Raw genomic sequence first — 16,357 nt, forward strand, 5'->3', positions numbered from 1 at the left:
AATGTGTGGAGGTGAAGCCATGAGAAAGAGATTGAAACTGGTGGCGATGGTGGTTGTGGCGGCGCTTATAGTGACTTCCTGCGGGAAGGATAAGCTTTCTGCCAACACCATGAGAATGTTGAAGCACGAGGGCATTGTAAAGCTCTTCGATGCTAATAATAAGGAGCTGACTCTTTCAGATAATCTTCGTCTGAACTCCGGAAGCTCGGTCCTGACTGAGGTGAAGTCTCTGGCGGGGCTTGCTTTGGATGACACAAAGATGCTGACTATTGATGAGCTCAGTAAGATCCTTATAAACAAAGATGGAAAGAAGCTCACTGTAGATCTTGAGGAGGGCAGTCTTTTCTTTGAGGTTACAGAAAAGCTTGATGCAGATGCCAGCTTTGATATCAGAACCTCAACCATGGTTGTAGGAATTCGCGGAACTTCCGGAATCGTTACAACCAATGATAAGGGCGAGGATGTGATTATTGTTACTGATGGTTCCACGGAGGTTACTGCGGTAGACCTGGGAACAGGTAAAACAGTTTCTACTCAGTGCGATGCCGGTCATTCTGTGACTGCCCATGTTCAAAGTACAGATCAAGGCGAGGAAGTTACTTTTGATGATGCGCAGGTAAAACCAACAGACTTAAAGCCATTTGCTGTTGATATCATAGCTAACAGCGACAGACTTATGGAAGTTGTTCCTGCAGCTACAGGCTGGAGCCAGGATGAGATCAGGGATGCAGCGGGTGATTCCGGTACAAATGACAGTGGAAGCACAGGAAATATGACTGATACAGCAGTTGCAGCAGCCGCAACTGCATCAAGCCAGGCTGATGAAGTGACCACAGATAGTGCAACTGGCGCTTCTTCAGAGGAGACTTTACTTGCATCTAATTCAGGGGCAGCAGGTACTTCCACACCTGGACCAAGGGATGCAGCAACTACCACAAGGACTGCAAATACAGGCGCAAGGTCAACTAATACCGGTGCTACTGCAAACGCCAATGCTGCTTCCAGCACAAATGTGACTGCAGCTGCATCAGCGGCTTCAAGTACAGGTACTACTAAGGCTGATCAGGATGCTGCCTGGGAGAAATTCCAGCAGGATCTTGCAAGAGCCCAGGCTGAGGAGCAGGAGCAGCAACAGCAGGAGAGTGTTTCATCTACAGGTAGTGGATCCGGTGGCGGAAGCACTTCAGGTACCTCTGGCACAAGCGGTTCCGGCACTGATTCCGGCCAGGATACTAATAATGACACTGATTCCGGCATAGATCGTAACACGAATGGTACAGATACCAACAACACAAGTGGCACTGACACCAATAACACAAGTGGTACAGATACCAATAACACAAGTGGCACTGACACCAATAACACAAGTGGTACAGATACCAACAATACAAGTGGCACTGACACAAATAACACGAGTGGAACAGATACCAACGGAACAAATAACACAGATTCAGGTGGAACAAATAACACAGATTCAGGTGGAACAAATAACAATGATTCTGGCCAGACCAACAGTGGTCCGCCAGTATTCGGTGATGATCCTACTGCAAATGGATGGACAGAAAATGATGATGGAACATGGACAAACGGCAACTATACTATGGATGATGGCGTCATGACCGATGGTCAGGGACATTATTACGACACGGAGGGTAATGAAATAGATAACCCGTATGGTGATCCTGACCCGACCGGCGGTGACCCTGAAGGCGGTACCGGTCCTTAATAATGGTTTCGGCCTAGATTGAATACAAATCATTGTTGAGCCGATGAACAGCAGTGAAAATTGACGCAATATCGTCATTTGACTGCCTGAGCTCCCATTTTGGAATCAAAACTGACCCAAACCAAAAGCTCTTTTCATAAAAATCAGACAAAATGCCATAAATCTTCGGCCTAGCAAGCTTGATACGCTTAGTTAGGCCGAAGTGGCTATGTCGGGACATCGAAAACACAAATGACGCGGCTGCGGTCCGGCAACCCTACACCAAAACTCACGAGAGGACATGACCTGTGGTTAAGAAAACCTACCAAAAAGCTCTGATCATACTTGCCATTGCGCTTGTCTATACCCTGACAGCGTACCTGGGGCTCTATAACAGAATCGATAAATGGATACAGGACTCTGTTTTCCAGCAGCCCCAGGCAGTGTCCGGGAATGTGATCGTCATCGGAATTGATGATGATTCCCTGGAGCGCCTTGGAGCCTACAATAACTGGGATCGAAACAACATGGCTAATGCCCTTAAGGCGCTGGCTTCCGATCCTGAGAATATGCCTGCAGTAGTGGCTATCGATACTCTGTATGCTTCCGACACCACACCGGAAGCGGATGCGAACCTGGCAAATGCCGCAAAGGCTCTTCCAAAGGTTATCACAGCCACCACCGGCGTGTTTGGTGCGGAGTATGTGGAGGACGAGAACGGCTCTTTTAAGCTGAAGGAGCACTCTGTCCTGACCTATGACGAGCCCTATGATCTGCTGAAGGATGCTACGACTCAGGGCCATATCAACGCCATGTATGACGTGGATGGTGTTCTTCGTCACGCACTGCTTTATTTCGATGTTAAAAGAGATAACGGCCAGACGGAGCGTGTTTACTCCATGGCCTATGAGGCTGCCAGGGCCTTCCTTGAGGAGCACGGGCAGCAGATTGTTGATCCGCCTGTAGATAAAAGAGGTCACTACTACCTTTCTTATTCAGCGGTTCCGGGAACATATAACGATGGCTATAACATTGCAGACCTGATAGAGGGAAGTGTGCCATCGGATTACTACGCAGATAAGATTCTTTTAATAGGCCCTTATTCTGTGGGACTTCAGGACGAGTATTTCACAACAATTGACCGTGCTCAAAAGATGTTTGGTGTGGAATTCCAGGCAAACGCAATAGAAGCTTTTTTGCGCCAGGATTATAAGGTAGAGATGAACGGTCTGTTGCAGGCTGTCATTGTGTTTCTGCTTTGCGCCACGCTGTTATCTCTTTTCCTGAAAATGAAACTGGCTCCTGCTGGAGGCGTTGCTGTCCTGCTGATAGCGATCACCTTGGGCGGATCCTATTTCTTCTATGAAAAGGGATATCTGGTGCATCCTTTCTGGCTACCTCTGGGAATTCTGGGAATGTACGTGGTTGCTACGGGAATCAAGTACTTCAGGGCGGCTATTGAGAAGATGAAGATCACCAGGACCTTTGAGAGGTATGTGGCTCCGGAGATCGTTGATGAGATCCTGAAGGAGGGCGTGGACAATCTGTCTCTTGGCGGAAAAACCTGCGATATCGCAGTGCTTTTCGTTGACGTCAGGGGATTTACAACCATGTCTGAGAGGCTGACGCCTGAAATGGTCGTATTCATTTTGAACAAGTATCTGACCATGGCCAGTGACTGCGTTGAGAACAACAAGGGAACTCTGGATAAGTTCGTGGGCGATGCCATGATGGCTTTCTGGGGGGCACCACTTCCTCAGGAGGACGCGGTTTACAACGCGGTAAAGACGGCGATGGATATTATTGAAGGAGCGAAGCGGGTTTCTGACGAATTGAAGGAGGAGATCGGCGAGGAGCTCAGGGTTGGAATCGGCGTAAACTATGGCCCGGCGGTCGTAGGAAACATGGGCGCTGAGAAGCACATGGACTACACGGCTATCGGAGATACGGTAAATACCGCTGCAAGACTTGAGGCCAACGCTCCCGGTGGAACACTTTATATCAGCCGCTCAGTAGCAGATCAGCTTGGTGACAGGATCAAATACACTTCACTTGGCGCGACAATAAAGCTCAAGGGAAAGGCTGAAGGATTTGAAGTATTAAAGGTTGATGAGTTGCTGTGATGGTTTGATTCAGACCCAAGACCCGAAATTGTCTCTGACAATTTCGGGTTGGAGGATATCCGCCAAATAAAATTAAAAAAGACACGAGTCGCATACAAGCACGCACTCGTGTCTTTTATAATTTTGCTTGGCTCTGAATCAAACCAAATCGAAGCTTCCAGTTGCATCATTATTTACTACGTAGTAAGCTTTGCCTTCCTCAGGCTTTACATAGATGTCAAGGTTCTTGATGTCCTTGCCACCGTAAACCTTCTTAGCAGTAGCAACAAGCTGATCCTCTGTGATAGCCTTGTCGCCGAACTGAAGCTCAATCTTAGTGTTAACCTTTGCTGCCATTATAAATTCCTCCCCTTTCGGAAAATAATATAACATGCACTTGCATGCACTACTTAGCTATTGCATAACATTATAGTACATTTTTTGATTTATGCAAAATTTTTTCTAAATCTTTGGTAGAATATAAGGAGTATTTGCAATAGAAAGGTTTGGAAAAATGGGGACAGAAAAAGATTACACATTTAAATTAACGGTTCTGGGAACCAGAGGATCTATGGCAATCTCGGGGGAGTCTACAGCAAAGTATGGCCACGCAACATCCAGCTACCTTGTTGAGACAGGGAGCGAAGCCATCATCCTGGATGCAGGAACCGGAATTCAGAACATGCCAGATGTCGGGGAAAAGAGACTTTCCCTTCTTATAAGTCACTCCCACATCGATCATATTTTGGGCCTTCCAATGTTTCTTGGGAACAGCCGGGGAAAAGAGATCTCGGTGTACGGAGCAACCCGTGAAGGTCTTACAATGCATGAGCAGCTGGATCTATATATAAAGAGGCCTCTTTGGCCCATCACAATGGATTTTTATCCTGTAAAATTGGAGTTTTGTGGAATATCGGAGAAAGCTCTTTTCCATATAGGGGCTGTGGAGGTCAGTGCCATGGAATCCTTCCATCCGGGCGGATCAAGCATCTTCAAGCTCTCTGCGAACGGAAAGATAATAGTTTATGCAACAGACTTTGAGCACGACAAGCCCTACGTTGGGGATGTGGTAAGTTCAAAGGACGACGGCCACATTTTTGCCCAGCTGGCTAAATTCTCAGAAGGGGCAGACCTGGTGCTTTACGATGCTCAGTATAATGCCAAGGAGTACGAGAAGTGTAAGGGCTTTGGCCATTCCTCCTGGGAGAAGGCCCTAGAGCTTTTTGAACTGGCTCACCCAAAGGAGATGCTCCTAATCCATCACGCTCCAAACCATACCGACGCCTTTCTTGACGCCATGGGGGAGGAGATCAAGGCAGCCAGCCACGGAAAAGCAATACGCCTTGCCAAAGAAGGGGATGTAGTGCTGCTTTAAGCTGATGATGCGCCTTAATTTTACAAATCACCCACATATTTGTATAATGGAGTGAGCTGAAAAACTATGGTACAAGGAGTTTTAGATGAACAGAGAACTTATTGATAACAAGACGATTCTGGTGACCGGAGGAACAGGCTCTTTTGGTCACTGCTTCACTGAATATATTTTGAAGAACTACAATCCCAAGAAGGTCATCGTTTTTTCCAGGGATGAGTTCAAGCAGTTCACCATGGCAGGTGAGCAGGTTTATAAGGATCATGCCAAGCAGATGCGCTTCTTTATCGGCGATGTAAGGGATGAGGCAAGACTTGAGAGAGCATGCGAGGGCGTGGATTATATCGTTCATGCTGCAGCTCTTAAGCAGGTTCCGGCTTGCGAGTACAACCCTGACGAGGCCATCAAGACCAATATCAACGGCGCTCAGAACGTGATCAATGCAGCTCTTAACACTGGGGTAAAAAAGGTTGTTGCCCTTTCAACTGATAAGGCTGTTGATCCGGTTAACCTCTACGGTGCAACCAAGATGGTTTCCGATAAGCTCTTTATCGCAGCTAATTCCTACGCTGGTTCAAAGGATATCAACTTCTCGGTTGTTCGCTATGGAAACGTGGCAGGCAGCAGAGGTTCCATCATTCCTTTCTTTAAGACACTTCTTGAGAACGGGGAAAAAGAGCTTCCGATCACTGACTACCGTATGACCAGATTCTGGATCAGCCTTCCTGAAGGCGTTGAGCTTGTACTTAAGGCTCTTGCCGAGGCAAAGGGCGGCGAGACTTTCATCAGTAAGATCCCTTCTTTCTATATTAAGGATCTGGCTGAGGCTATGTGCCCAGGAATTGCAACCAAGGAAGTTGGAATTAGACCAGGCGAGAAGCTTGATGAAGTTATGGTAACAAAAGAGGATTCTCTTTTCACATATGAGTACGATAAGCATTATATCGTTTATCCTCAGGTTTCATTCTCTCATGAGCTTGTTCCTGCAGAGGGCGGAAAACGCGTAGAGGAAGGCTTCTACTACAGCTCAGGAAATAACAGCGTTTGGATGAGTGTAGAGGACATCAGAAGAAGGCTATCTGAGGTGGAGATTCACTAAGGATTCAGGCCGGGGAGTTCGAACGGGCTCGTGGCGGGATTGTGCATATTAACTATATTTTGTTTATAATTGTGTGCAATCAAACAAATATTACCGTGATTTGGTTGATTATATTTTTCTTTATAGATCATATGGCGATAAAAAGAGTGCATTTTTATGCGCTCTTTTTTAATGCATTTTATTTCGGCTAATTTGTCCAATAGACGGAAACAATATCATTTGATAGAGTATCTACTGCGCTTGGGCGAGCGCAAAAACGTTGATATTTATACATATCTAATATAAAAGTGGAATCGGGATTCTTCTCACGTACGTGCCGGGACCGTTCGGTTCTGGCGGTACACCACCTTTTCCATTATCAAAATGCCCATTTGATGTAGTACACACGGGGTGTTAAAATAAGTTGTTGGGAAATTTCTACATAAACGAGGGGGTTCTAATGATCAATCTAGACAGTTTTATTTCCACCTATGTAACTAAAAGACCAAGCTCCATGTTCCTTCCGGACATTGAGGCCAACAGACAGGCGCTGACAGGCAAGATCCAGGGCAAATCCGTTCTTGTGATCGGAGGGGCAGGCTCAATCGGTTCTTCCTTTATTAAGGCGCTGCTTCCTTTTAAGCCAAGGAGTCTTGTGGTTGTTGATATAAATGAAAATGCTCTGGCAGAGCTGACCCGTGACCTTCGCTCCACAAAGGGCATGTTCGTGCCTGACGATTATGTACCATATCCTATGGATTTTGCGTCCGAGGTTTTTGAAAAGATGTTCAGGAACCGTGGAGGCTTCGATATTGTGGGCAATTTCTCTGCTCATAAGCATGTTCGGTCAGAAAAAGACATTTATTCAGTAGAAGCCCTGATCCAGAATAATGTGCTTCATGCAAAAAAGCTGCTGGAGCTCTTGAAGGAGTTTCCACCGGAGGAGTACTTCTGCGTTTCTACAGATAAGGCTGCAAACCCTGTAAACATCATGGGCGCATCAAAGCGTATCATGGAGGATCTGATCTTTAGCTATTCCGACAGCTTCCCTGTAAAGACTGCCAGATTCGCTAATGTGGCTTTTTCTAATGGATCCCTGCCTGCAGGTTTCCTTCAGAGAATCCAGAAGCTCCAGCCTCTGTCAGCTCCCTCTGATGTTAAAAGATATTTTGTTTCCCCGGAGGAATCCGGCCAGATTTGCATGCTTTCCTGTATGCTGGGGGCTAACAGAGAGATCTTTTTCCCGAAGCTTGAAGAGGCTCAGATGATGACCTTTGATGCTATAGCAAGAGAACTACTCCAGTTCCACGGCTACGAGGTTTTGGAGTGCGGATCCGATCAGGAGGCTATAGATAAGGCTGAAGCCCTTAAGGCAGGGGACAAGCACTATCCTGTGCATTTCTTTGTTTCCGATACTTCCGGTGAGAAGCCTTTCGAGGAATTTGTGACTGATACCGAGACTTCAGATATGGTTCGCCATTCATCCCTTGGGGTCATTACCGGTAAGCCAATACCTGATAAGGAAAGGCTCACAGCTCTTTTGAATAAACTGGACGAGACCTTTGCAAAAGAGACTACTACCAAGGAAGAAGTTGTTGGTATCATTGGGGACTATCTTCCTAACTTTGAGCACATCGAGACCGGAAAGAGCTTGGATTCGAAGATGTGATAATACTAGGGGCGAAAGTCTGAGGCCACGGCATGCTTGCATGCCAGTGGATGAAAGACTTTATGGCCCGCCGAAACATGAGGAAAAGTGGGGGGAGGGGCGAATGTTTCGAAGGATTGTGGGAGCGCATAGCGCGGAACAATCCGTATTATCACTTACTAATGAGAGGATGCCATATGAGGGTTGGGGACAAAGGGGAAAAGCTTCCTAAATACTTGCTTTTTATAACAATAGTTATATTATCTTTCTCACAGGGGCTGAAAGAGATTCTTTTTGGAATACCAATTGTTCACCTGGGAAATCTATTTTGCGTGGTATTATTCGCGTGGGCGCTAGCAACTAAGGGACCAAAGCGCATTTTGGAACAGGATTTAAAACCATTTGTTATCTGGATAACAGCCTTTACTTTAATAGGAACAGTTGGTGCGATTATCTTCACACCGGGGCTTGTTACCTATCTTTGGGGGCTTCGTACCTACTTCCGTATGTTCCTTTTACTCTTTGACTGCGTTATGATCCTGGAGAAAGAGGATATGGATCTGCTCTTTATGGGATTTAATGTAGCAATCGTTATCCATTTCATCGCAACCCTGATCGAGTTCTTCTTTTTCAATATCAGGTGGGATTATCTGAATGGGATATTTGGGGTGAAAATGGCAGATTCATCCAGCCTTCACGCACTTCTGCTTATCAATTCCTGTGTTATTTTATACAAACTCTACAAAAGGGAAATGCCTGTTCTTTTGTTTCTGGTACATATGGCCTGGATGACATGTAATGCTGCCATGAGCGAGATACGCGCTTGGTTCTTTGAAATAGTAGCCCTGTTCCTGATTTATTTGGTGGCGTCGTTTGATTTGAAAAGAACCATAATACTTATCCCGGTACTGGTTGCAATGGCTGCTGTGGCAATTGTTGTAATGGGGAAAATGTATCCGTATACAGATCATTTCTTTGGGCCTTCAGGATTTTGGAGCATCATGGGGGAAGCGCATGATGCTACTAACTACCATGCAATTGGGCGTAAGGACCAGATTGGAGCTATGACAGGGCCGATATTGGATTTCGCAAAAGAAAAGACCGGAGCAGCTAATAAATTGGCTATTGTAACAGGGCTTGGGCTGGGAAGTGCAGATTACTCGACAAAGTCCTGGTTGCAGAGCGACTTTTACCTGAAGAATGAAAGGCTTGGTTACGCAAGTTTTCTTCTCTGTTTTCTTTACATCGAGACTGGAATTGCGGGAGTTATTGTATTCTCGTCGATGTGGATATATCTGCTAGTCATAGGAATCGCTGGCATGAAAAAGAAGCATCCAGAGGCTTTTTTGATGGTTTTGACAGCAATTGCATTTCTGATAACAACACTTTATAACCAGACACTGAGGACCAATTACGGATACATCATGTGGATATTCTTGGGTACTGTGATTGTTTTGAATCGTTCAAAAGAGGATGAAAAGATAATAGTATGAAAACGAAACTGAGAATTAGCTTAAATAAAGTGGCGCTTATAGCATACTTATACTTAATTCTCCCGGTTATTTTTTTCTTTTTGGGGTGGCTTAAGCTTTACTTTGCTGTGCCACTTTCTGCTGCGCTAGTTCTTTCTCTGTTCTTTTCCGCTAAGCAAAATAAATCTAAAGATGATTTTATCGAAATACCGATAGGACAATTGGCACTAATGCTGGTCATATCCCTTGCGTGGGTGTATATGAGCGGTATCGGAGGCTTTGTATGGCAACGCCCCGACTGGCAAGCCAGAAACGCAGTGTTACATGACCTGATAAACTACCCATGGCCTGTTGTCTACGAAACGGGTGGAGGACTGTCTTACTATCTTTGCTACTGGATGATTCCTGCTCTTGTAGGTAAACTTGCTGGCTGGAATGCGGCAAACATGGCGCTTTTCGCCTGGAGCGAGCTGGGAGTGCTGCTTGTGCAGTTGCTATTGGTTGGCCACTTCAAGGTGAGATGCGGAGACCTCAAAACCACACTAATTCCCCTTGTTTTTATTCTTTGGGGCGGACTGAATGTGGTAGGACAGCTGTTGGTGTTCCTGAAAGGGAAGGGCACCATGGACCTGAATTCCATCTATGGTTGGTCCCAGTTCCAGTACACGCCCAACAATGCACTGCTGGAGTGGGTGTTCAATCAGGCTGTTCCATCCTGGATCGTCGCAGGGTTGTTCCTGTATGAGCGGAAGATGAATGAGAGTTCGGCTAGGAACAATATTGGTGAAGGGGTAAGTGGTAAGCTGCTCCATGGAGATCTGAACTGGTGTGATAAAAAATTCGGACATGAAAACATCGGAAACTACGTTCTTCTACTCATGCTCCTGATCCCGTACTCGCCCTTTGCGGCTCTGGGATTCGTGCCACTTTTATTGGCAGATGCAGTTAAGCGCAGATTTAAAGGATTTTTCAGCACTAGCAACATCTTTGCAGTACTGGCCATACTACCTATATTCTTCGCTTACTACACATGCAATGGAGCGCTTTCTGGTGCCTCGCTGATATCCTTATATCTCCTTGATGGCAAGACTTTACCATACACCCTTGCAGTGCTGGTGATCTTCTATATCCTCGAGGTTGGAATATACGCAGTTCTTATCTGGCACGGAAACCGCCGAGACTACATGTTCCTGACAATCATTATATGGCTAGTTTTCATTCCGCTGATTAAGATTGGCCCCACAAGGGACTTTATGCTCAGAGGTTCGATCATACCTCTTTTCATGCTGATGACTTACGTGTTGGAAACCCTGTTGGATGGCCCGGAGCGTAGCTTTGTCGCGGGGCATCGTTGCAACACCGCTCGCTTTATCTACGCGGCGCTGGTCATTGCAACCCTCATCGGCATGTACTCAGGAGTGGGGGATTTTATCCTGACTGCCAGGAATTCTGCTGACTCAAATATACGAAATGTCGCAGATAATCTAGGAACAATGAATACTACGGATAATCAGGAATGGATTGAATATACTGCCGGATCCACATATGTGTCTGAAAATGCAGATGACACCTTGTTTTTTGGGAAACTGGCAAAACAGCCATAAACCGCATATATACTGAGTAAGCACGAAAATGTAAACGTAATTAAAAATAAAAAAAGTATAAATTTGCCTAAGGGGGTATTGAAGTATCGTTTATAAGTTGTAAAATAGAAATAGTTTCGGACTTAAAAGGTTAGCTACCTACCGAGACAAAAAAACAAAACCATCATAATTATGAAGGGAGATAATGTTATGAACAACAAGTTATTCAAGAAAGTACTTGCAACAGTTCTTGCAGCAACTCTTCTGGCTATGCCTATCGTTGCAGGAGCAACAGATCAGCAGGAAGCAGCTACTTCTGCAGCTGCAGAAGAAATCAAGGACGCAGCTCCTGTTTCAGTTGGCGGCACAGTTATCACATCTGATGTAGCTGGCGCATTCTCAATCCCTGCATCTTCAGCACTTGCTGGTGTAGCTGTTAGACAGGCATCTGCTACTATCAAGGCTAACCTTGGTATGGCTGGTAACGAGAAGCCTTTCGTAAGAGCTTACGCTATTACAGCAGCTAAGAGCCCTGCAGTATTCGCATCATTCAACGGTGCAGCTGCTTCTGTTGGTGCAACAGTTCTTGGCGCTCTCAACATCGACTTTGGTAAGATGACAGCTGGCAAGTTCTCAGATCTTCCAGCAGGCGCTTCTGTTCCTACAACAGTTGGTGTTAAGAATGCTAACGGCAGAACACTCGCAGTTGTAAAGGTTCTTCCAGGTGGAGCAACAGAGATTCTTCAGGATACAGATACAAATCCTAACACTGTTACATTCCCTATCACTGGTGGACTTGCAGCATACGCAGTAATCGCTTACTAATGCAAATTAAAACCAAAGATAAAAGCAAGAAGCAGTCCTTTAGTGGCTGCTTCTTCTTTTTTAAGAACAACATATTTTTGTTATTGGGGATCTGCATAGCTGTCAGTCTGTGCATGTATGGAATTATTGGTATTTTTGGGTTTTCGGCATTTCCGGATGAATTCGGATACTGGTCAGTGGCTGCGGCCATTTTGGGGTATGACTGGTCTCAGATCACAGGGCTTGGCCCTTATTATTCCTATGGTTACGGCATACTCCTTGCGCCGGTTCTTTTTTTGTTCCATGATCCAATAATCACATACAGGATGGCAGTTATCCTCAACCTGATCTTTCAGATCGCCGCATTTCCGCTTCTTTACCAGATCCTAAAGGAGCTTTTTTCTGATGTAAAAAAGAATGCCTTGATGATCGCAACTTCAGTGGCTGCCCTATACCCAGCCTGGTGCTTCTACACCCAGACTACCATGACTGAAGCATTTCTCTACTTTGGCTTTATCCTGATGATCTACCTGATGTTGCGGTTTTTGAAAAAACCTGCAGTTTCCACAGGAATCGCCCTTATACTTCTATCGGTTTACCTTTACCTTGTGCATATGCGCTGCATCGGCATCATAGGTGCACTGGTTATCACTTTCCTAATCCGCCTGACACTAGGAAATCGGACTGGTGAAAAGAAACTTAAGAAGTTCTGGATGATCCTGATACTTGTGATATTTCTTTTCGCAGGAACATTTATTTTAAAAGACAGGGTTGTGGCATTTCTCTACCACAATACCTCTGACCATATGATGTCCTGGAACGACTACTCGGGACTGGCCTACAGGATTGGCAAGATCCTGAAACTTCAGGGATTAGTCTTCCTTTTGAAGGACTTCTGTGGCAAGGCGCTGTACCTTGGCCTTGCAACTTATGGAATCGCCTATTACGGAATCTGCCTTATTGTGAAAAGAGCTTTGTTCGGCTTTAAAGCTATCAGACAAAAGAACTCTGACTGGGTGGATTACCTTTGGATATATATTTGTTTTGCAGTTATTTTTGAATTTCTTGTGGCTCTGATATTCCTAAATGGTGCTTCTGCTCCCTGGGAGGACAGGCTTGATAACTTCCTTCATGGAAGATACGTGGATTTCTTCTTGCCAATCCTTATAGCTACGGGGCTTCTGGAAATGACTGAAGGGAAGCGACCTTTCTTAAAACTGACGATAGTCCTTTTAACCTATTTGGTGTTTGGAGCTGTGGCGTTGCAGGCCATAAGGACTAATGACGTGCAAATGAACAATCCTCATGGATTTACCATGATAGGGATGAGCTACCTTTTGGAAAAGCCCTTGATTGATACGACAGCTTTTTTCCTGAAGGAGACAGCCCTTTCTGTAGGGCTGACGCTATTGGTGTTTGTGCTTACTTATATTGCCTGGAAGAAAAAGCTTGAAATGCTGCTTTCACTGGTTTTGCTGGTGCAGATAGCGCTTGGAATCAATGCCTGCGACCATTTCATCTTTCCTTATCAGCCAAATAGCTACCTGGACCTTACAATGGGGGAGAAGATTCGGGAGATTCATGATGAATTTCCATACAAAAACGTGGTACACTTATATGAGGGAGGAAATCCCTATATTGAGACGGTGCAGTTCGCCAACAGAGACCTGCCTATCACGGTTGTGGATGTTACAACCGGGGTCGATGTGGCGGAGGCTCTTACCGGTGATATTATCCTCGTGGCGCCCAGGGAGAGCGGCTTCGAGGGGGATATAGAGAAAATTTATAAGGAGAAATGGGAGGTAGGGCACTTTGACCTCTACTATAACCCATGATTGAAGTTATGAAAAAGTTGATGAGCAGGATTATGAAAAGTGTTGCTTTGGCAGGTCTTGTGGCGGTAATAGGCTTTGGGACTGCAGTTACCTCTTTTGCTGAGGAGGCGGTGGATTTTAGTACAGAGACAAACGTGGTTTCCGGACAGATAATCGGCCTGGCAGGGGATGCAGATGCTTATGTTTCGCCGGATGCTTCCAGTGAAAAGAAAGCGTCTTTTGCTGCAGGGGACTCAGTTTATATGATTTCTGAAAATGATGGATGGTACGAGATATTTTACAAGGGCGAAACTCTTTATATTCCGTCAGATGCAATATCTCAGGATGCATTTGCTTCAGCACAGGCACAGGCTCAGGAGGCGGCTGAAGCAGCTGCTGAGGAACTTGAACAGCAGGAAAAGCAGGATGCAGCTACAGCTGAAGCTTTCGTAAGGCAGCAGAGGGCAGAGAGAAATGCTCTTATCTGGAAGATTGTTATTGGTATACTGGTTGTAGCCATCATTGCTGTTTCAATCGTCATAGCAGTTAAAGGCAAAGACGATCAGAAAACTGAGGAAGCAAAGGCTGAGGAAGCAAAGGCTGAGGAAGTTAAGACTGAGGACTCAAAGACCGAAGAGAAGAAGGCTGAAGAGAATAAATGAAATTGATTATTCAGATTCCCTGCTTCAATGAGGAGGAGACCTTAAGGAAGACCCTTGATGATCTTCCTCGCGAGATTGTTGGGATAGATGAAATAGAATATCTGGTTATAAATGATGGAAGCTCTGACAAGACCACTTCAGTGGCCCGTGACTGGGGAGTTAACTACATCGTCAACTTTACCCAGAACAAGGGTCTTGCAAAGGGCTTTATGGCAGGCATTGACGTGGCGCTGGAGAACGGCGCCGATATCATCGTGAACACTGACGCTGATAACCAGTACCAGGGGAAAGACATAGAAAGGCTCGTTCAGCCCATACTGGAACAGAGAGCAGATATTGTCATTGGAGAAAGACCTATTGCCGATACGGAGGATTTTTCCTGGTTAAAGAAAAAGCTCCAGAGAATCGGTAGCTGGGCTGTCAGGCAGGCATCGAACACGGATATCCCTGATGCTCCTAGCGGATTCAGGGCTTTTTCAAGAGAGGCAGCTCTTCGACTGAATGTTGTCAACGACTACACCTATACTCTTGAGACCATTGTTCAGGCGGGAAGGGAGAAGATTCCGATTGTCAGCGTCCCGATTGATACTAATAATGCCTTAAGGCCAAGTCGTCTTGCAAAGACTATGTTGTCTTATGTCAGGACTTCTATGCTGACAATCCTTAGGGCATATCTGGTGTACAAGCCCTTAAAGGCGTTTTTGTTCCTGTCCATTTTCCCAACAATTCCGGGACTCATTATCTGGATCAGGTTTTTGTACTTTTTCATTACCATTGGAGGAGCGGGACACATTCAGTCCCTAATCCTTGCATGCACTCTGATCATCATCGGATTTGTATGCGTCATGATAGGAATCCTCGGAGATACTATCTGCGCTAACCGCAAGATCCTCCAGGATGTTCAATACCACACAAGGAAGCAATATTATGACGGAGTCAAGCTTTCAGAACCTCATAAGAGGGAAGAATGTCGTATTTATTACCGTTAAAAACAGTTCATATATAAGAGTAACCCAGATCAAGCGGATCCTGGAAAAAGAGGCTTCCTCTGTCCGGGTCTATTCCTCTGAAAAGGGCAATCCCCTAAAAAGGGCTATGGAACTTAGAAAGAGGATGGATGAGATCGACTTTTCCGGAGTCGACGTGGTAGTTGCGGGATTTTTACCACAGCTGCTGTGGGGGAAATTGTTAAAGGCAGTTGGAAGAACTGGTGTCGCAGGGGCAAATGGTGGCGTGGCTGCTGGAGGTGTCAGGACAGTTGATGCCGGTTGTTTGGAGGTTGAGGCCTCGAATGATCAGAAAAAGCCAGTACTGGTGGCGGATATGTTCCTTTCTTTGTACGATACCGTGATTTTGGATCGGAAGCTTTTCAGGGATGGCTGGTGGGTTGCCGATTATCTCCGTAAGCTTGATAAACAGGTCATTGAAAGCGCAGACCTGGTACTCACTGACACAAGTGCTAATGCTGAGTTTTTGACTTCTCTTTGCGGAGCAAAGAAGGAAAAGTTTGAAACTCTTTATTTGGAAGCGGATGAGGGAATTTATAAGGCTAAATGTCTGGGGGAAAGCGTCCCTTCAGATGACAAGATTTATAATGTGCTGTATTTTGGCACCGGACTTCCTCTTCAGGGCACTGATGTGGTGCTTGAAGCATTTAATCTGGTGGCTGGAGATGGTGTCTACGCTGGGCATGAAGATGATGACTTCGAGACAGACAGTTCTGCGTCGCATATCGGACGTGACATCGTGTGCACTTTCGTAGGCGGCCCTCGCGGAATTCCCAGCAAGGTCATCAAAGAGGCAGCTGACAATCCCAACGTAAGGCTCATCAAATGGCTTTCGCAGGAGAGACTTGCCAAGAAGATTGAAGAGGCGGACTTGTGCATAGCAGGTCACTTCAACTTATACATAGACAAGGCTGCCAGGACCATTCCCGGCAAAGCATTCATTTATGATGCCATGAATAAGCCCATGATCCTCGGCGACACCAGGGCTAACCGCGAACTTTTTTCAGAGGACGCCAATCACATCTTCGTGAAGCGCGGCGACCCCAAGGCTCTGGCTGAGGCAATTCTAGCGGCGTCTATATCTTCGCACCAACACATTACGACATAATA

13 protein-coding genes are annotated in these 16,357 nt (G+C 45.7%); 12 read left to right on the forward strand and 1 reads right to left on the reverse strand.

Annotation, left to right across the window (positions count from 1 at the left end):
- The first annotated feature begins 19 nt into the window (after positions 1 to 19).
- Positions 20 to 1,726: a hypothetical protein gene (locus BO18_RS09710; protein WP_034445723.1), complete on the forward strand. Its 1,707-nt coding sequence runs from the start codon at positions 20 to 22 to the stop codon at positions 1,724 to 1,726.
- 287 nt (positions 1,727 to 2,013) lie between these two features.
- On the forward strand, positions 2,014 to 3,828 hold the full coding sequence (locus BO18_RS09715; protein WP_051688627.1) for an adenylate/guanylate cyclase domain-containing protein: 1,815 nt from the start codon (positions 2,014 to 2,016) through the stop codon (positions 3,826 to 3,828).
- Between the two features lie 138 nt (positions 3,829 to 3,966).
- On the opposite strand, the gene BO18_RS09720 is transcribed toward BO18_RS09715, so the two are convergent.
- Positions 3,967 to 4,164 carry a DUF6465 family protein gene (locus BO18_RS09720; RefSeq protein WP_051688628.1) on the reverse strand — a complete coding sequence of 66 codons (198 nt, stop codon included), beginning with the start codon at positions 4,162 to 4,164 and terminating at the stop codon, positions 3,967 to 3,969.
- Between the two features lie 157 nt (positions 4,165 to 4,321).
- Between BO18_RS09720 and BO18_RS09725 the strand changes: the two genes are divergently transcribed.
- From BO18_RS09725 to BO18_RS09770, 10 genes are all read left to right on the forward strand, one after another.
- Positions 4,322 to 5,182, forward strand: coding sequence for an MBL fold metallo-hydrolase (locus BO18_RS09725; RefSeq protein ID WP_034445725.1), 861 nt, complete (start codon positions 4,322 to 4,324; stop codon positions 5,180 to 5,182).
- An 85-nt stretch (positions 5,183 to 5,267) separates the two neighbouring features.
- A complete protein-coding gene (gene pseB / locus BO18_RS09730; protein ID WP_034445727.1) occupies positions 5,268 to 6,278 on the forward strand; it encodes a UDP-N-acetylglucosamine 4,6-dehydratase (inverting) in 1,011 nt (336 codons plus the stop codon).
- Between the two features lie 439 nt (positions 6,279 to 6,717).
- Positions 6,718 to 7,926, forward strand: coding sequence for a polysaccharide biosynthesis protein (locus BO18_RS09735; RefSeq protein WP_034445729.1), 1,209 nt, complete (start codon positions 6,718 to 6,720; stop codon positions 7,924 to 7,926).
- Positions 7,927 to 8,102: 176 nt separating this feature from the next.
- The gene (locus BO18_RS09740) at positions 8,103 to 9,398 is read left to right on the forward strand and encodes a hypothetical protein (protein ID WP_185752393.1); all 1,296 of its coding nucleotides are present in this window, start codon (positions 8,103 to 8,105) and stop codon (positions 9,396 to 9,398) included.
- Complete coding sequence (locus BO18_RS09745) at positions 9,395 to 10,981, forward strand: hypothetical protein (protein ID WP_034445733.1); 1,587 nt, start codon at positions 9,395 to 9,397, stop codon at positions 10,979 to 10,981. The genes BO18_RS09740 and BO18_RS09745 overlap by 4 nt, the downstream gene beginning before the upstream one ends.
- 189 nt (positions 10,982 to 11,170) lie before the next feature.
- Complete coding sequence (locus BO18_RS09750; protein WP_034445735.1) at positions 11,171 to 11,785, forward strand: hypothetical protein; 615 nt, start codon at positions 11,171 to 11,173, stop codon at positions 11,783 to 11,785.
- Between the two features lie 113 nt (positions 11,786 to 11,898).
- The gene (locus BO18_RS09755; protein WP_034445737.1) at positions 11,899 to 13,599 is read left to right on the forward strand and encodes a glycosyltransferase family 39 protein; all 1,701 of its coding nucleotides are present in this window, start codon (positions 11,899 to 11,901) and stop codon (positions 13,597 to 13,599) included.
- A gap of 32 nt (positions 13,600 to 13,631) precedes the next feature.
- Positions 13,632 to 14,240: a hypothetical protein gene (locus BO18_RS09760; protein ID WP_185752394.1), complete on the forward strand. Its 609-nt coding sequence runs from the start codon at positions 13,632 to 13,634 to the stop codon at positions 14,238 to 14,240.
- Complete coding sequence (locus tag BO18_RS09765; protein ID WP_034445741.1) at positions 14,237 to 15,229, forward strand: glycosyltransferase family 2 protein; 993 nt, start codon at positions 14,237 to 14,239, stop codon at positions 15,227 to 15,229. Before BO18_RS09760 ends, BO18_RS09765 begins: the two co-directional genes overlap by 4 nt.
- Positions 15,168 to 16,355 carry a glycosyltransferase gene (locus BO18_RS09770; RefSeq protein ID WP_051688629.1) on the forward strand — a complete coding sequence of 396 codons (1,188 nt, stop codon included), beginning with the start codon at positions 15,168 to 15,170 and terminating at the stop codon, positions 16,353 to 16,355. The genes BO18_RS09765 and BO18_RS09770 overlap by 62 nt, the downstream gene beginning before the upstream one ends.
- Positions 16,356 to 16,357: the final 2 nt, after the last annotated feature.

Source organism: Butyrivibrio sp. AE2032, from assembly GCF_000702965.1.

Bases quoted from the DNA above. Each gene is read 5' to 3' on its own strand.
- pseB (WP_034445727.1), top strand. From the start codon at position 5,268: ATGAACAGAGAACTTATTGATAACAAGACGATTCTGGTGACCGGAGGA.
- BO18_RS09740 (WP_185752393.1), top strand. From the start codon at position 8,103: ATGAGGGTTGGGGACAAAGGGGAAAAGCTTCCTAAATACTTGCTTTTT.
- BO18_RS09720 (WP_051688628.1), bottom strand. From the start codon at position 4,164: ATGGCAGCAAAGGTTAACACTAAGATTGAGCTTCAGTTCGGCGACAAG.
- BO18_RS09755 (WP_034445737.1), top strand. From the start codon at position 11,899: ATGTATGGAATTATTGGTATTTTTGGGTTTTCGGCATTTCCGGATGAA.
- BO18_RS09765 (WP_034445741.1), top strand. From the start codon at position 14,237: ATGAAATTGATTATTCAGATTCCCTGCTTCAATGAGGAGGAGACCTTA.
- BO18_RS09725 (WP_034445725.1), top strand. From the start codon at position 4,322: ATGGGGACAGAAAAAGATTACACATTTAAATTAACGGTTCTGGGAACC.
- BO18_RS09735 (WP_034445729.1), top strand. From the start codon at position 6,718: ATGATCAATCTAGACAGTTTTATTTCCACCTATGTAACTAAAAGACCA.
- BO18_RS09770 (WP_051688629.1), top strand. From the start codon at position 15,168: ATGACGGAGTCAAGCTTTCAGAACCTCATAAGAGGGAAGAATGTCGTA.
- BO18_RS09745 (WP_034445733.1), top strand. From the start codon at position 9,395: ATGAAAACGAAACTGAGAATTAGCTTAAATAAAGTGGCGCTTATAGCA.
- BO18_RS09750 (WP_034445735.1), top strand. From the start codon at position 11,171: ATGAACAACAAGTTATTCAAGAAAGTACTTGCAACAGTTCTTGCAGCA.
- BO18_RS09760 (WP_185752394.1), top strand. From the start codon at position 13,632: ATGAAAAGTGTTGCTTTGGCAGGTCTTGTGGCGGTAATAGGCTTTGGG.
- BO18_RS09710 (WP_034445723.1), top strand. From the start codon at position 20: ATGAGAAAGAGATTGAAACTGGTGGCGATGGTGGTTGTGGCGGCGCTT.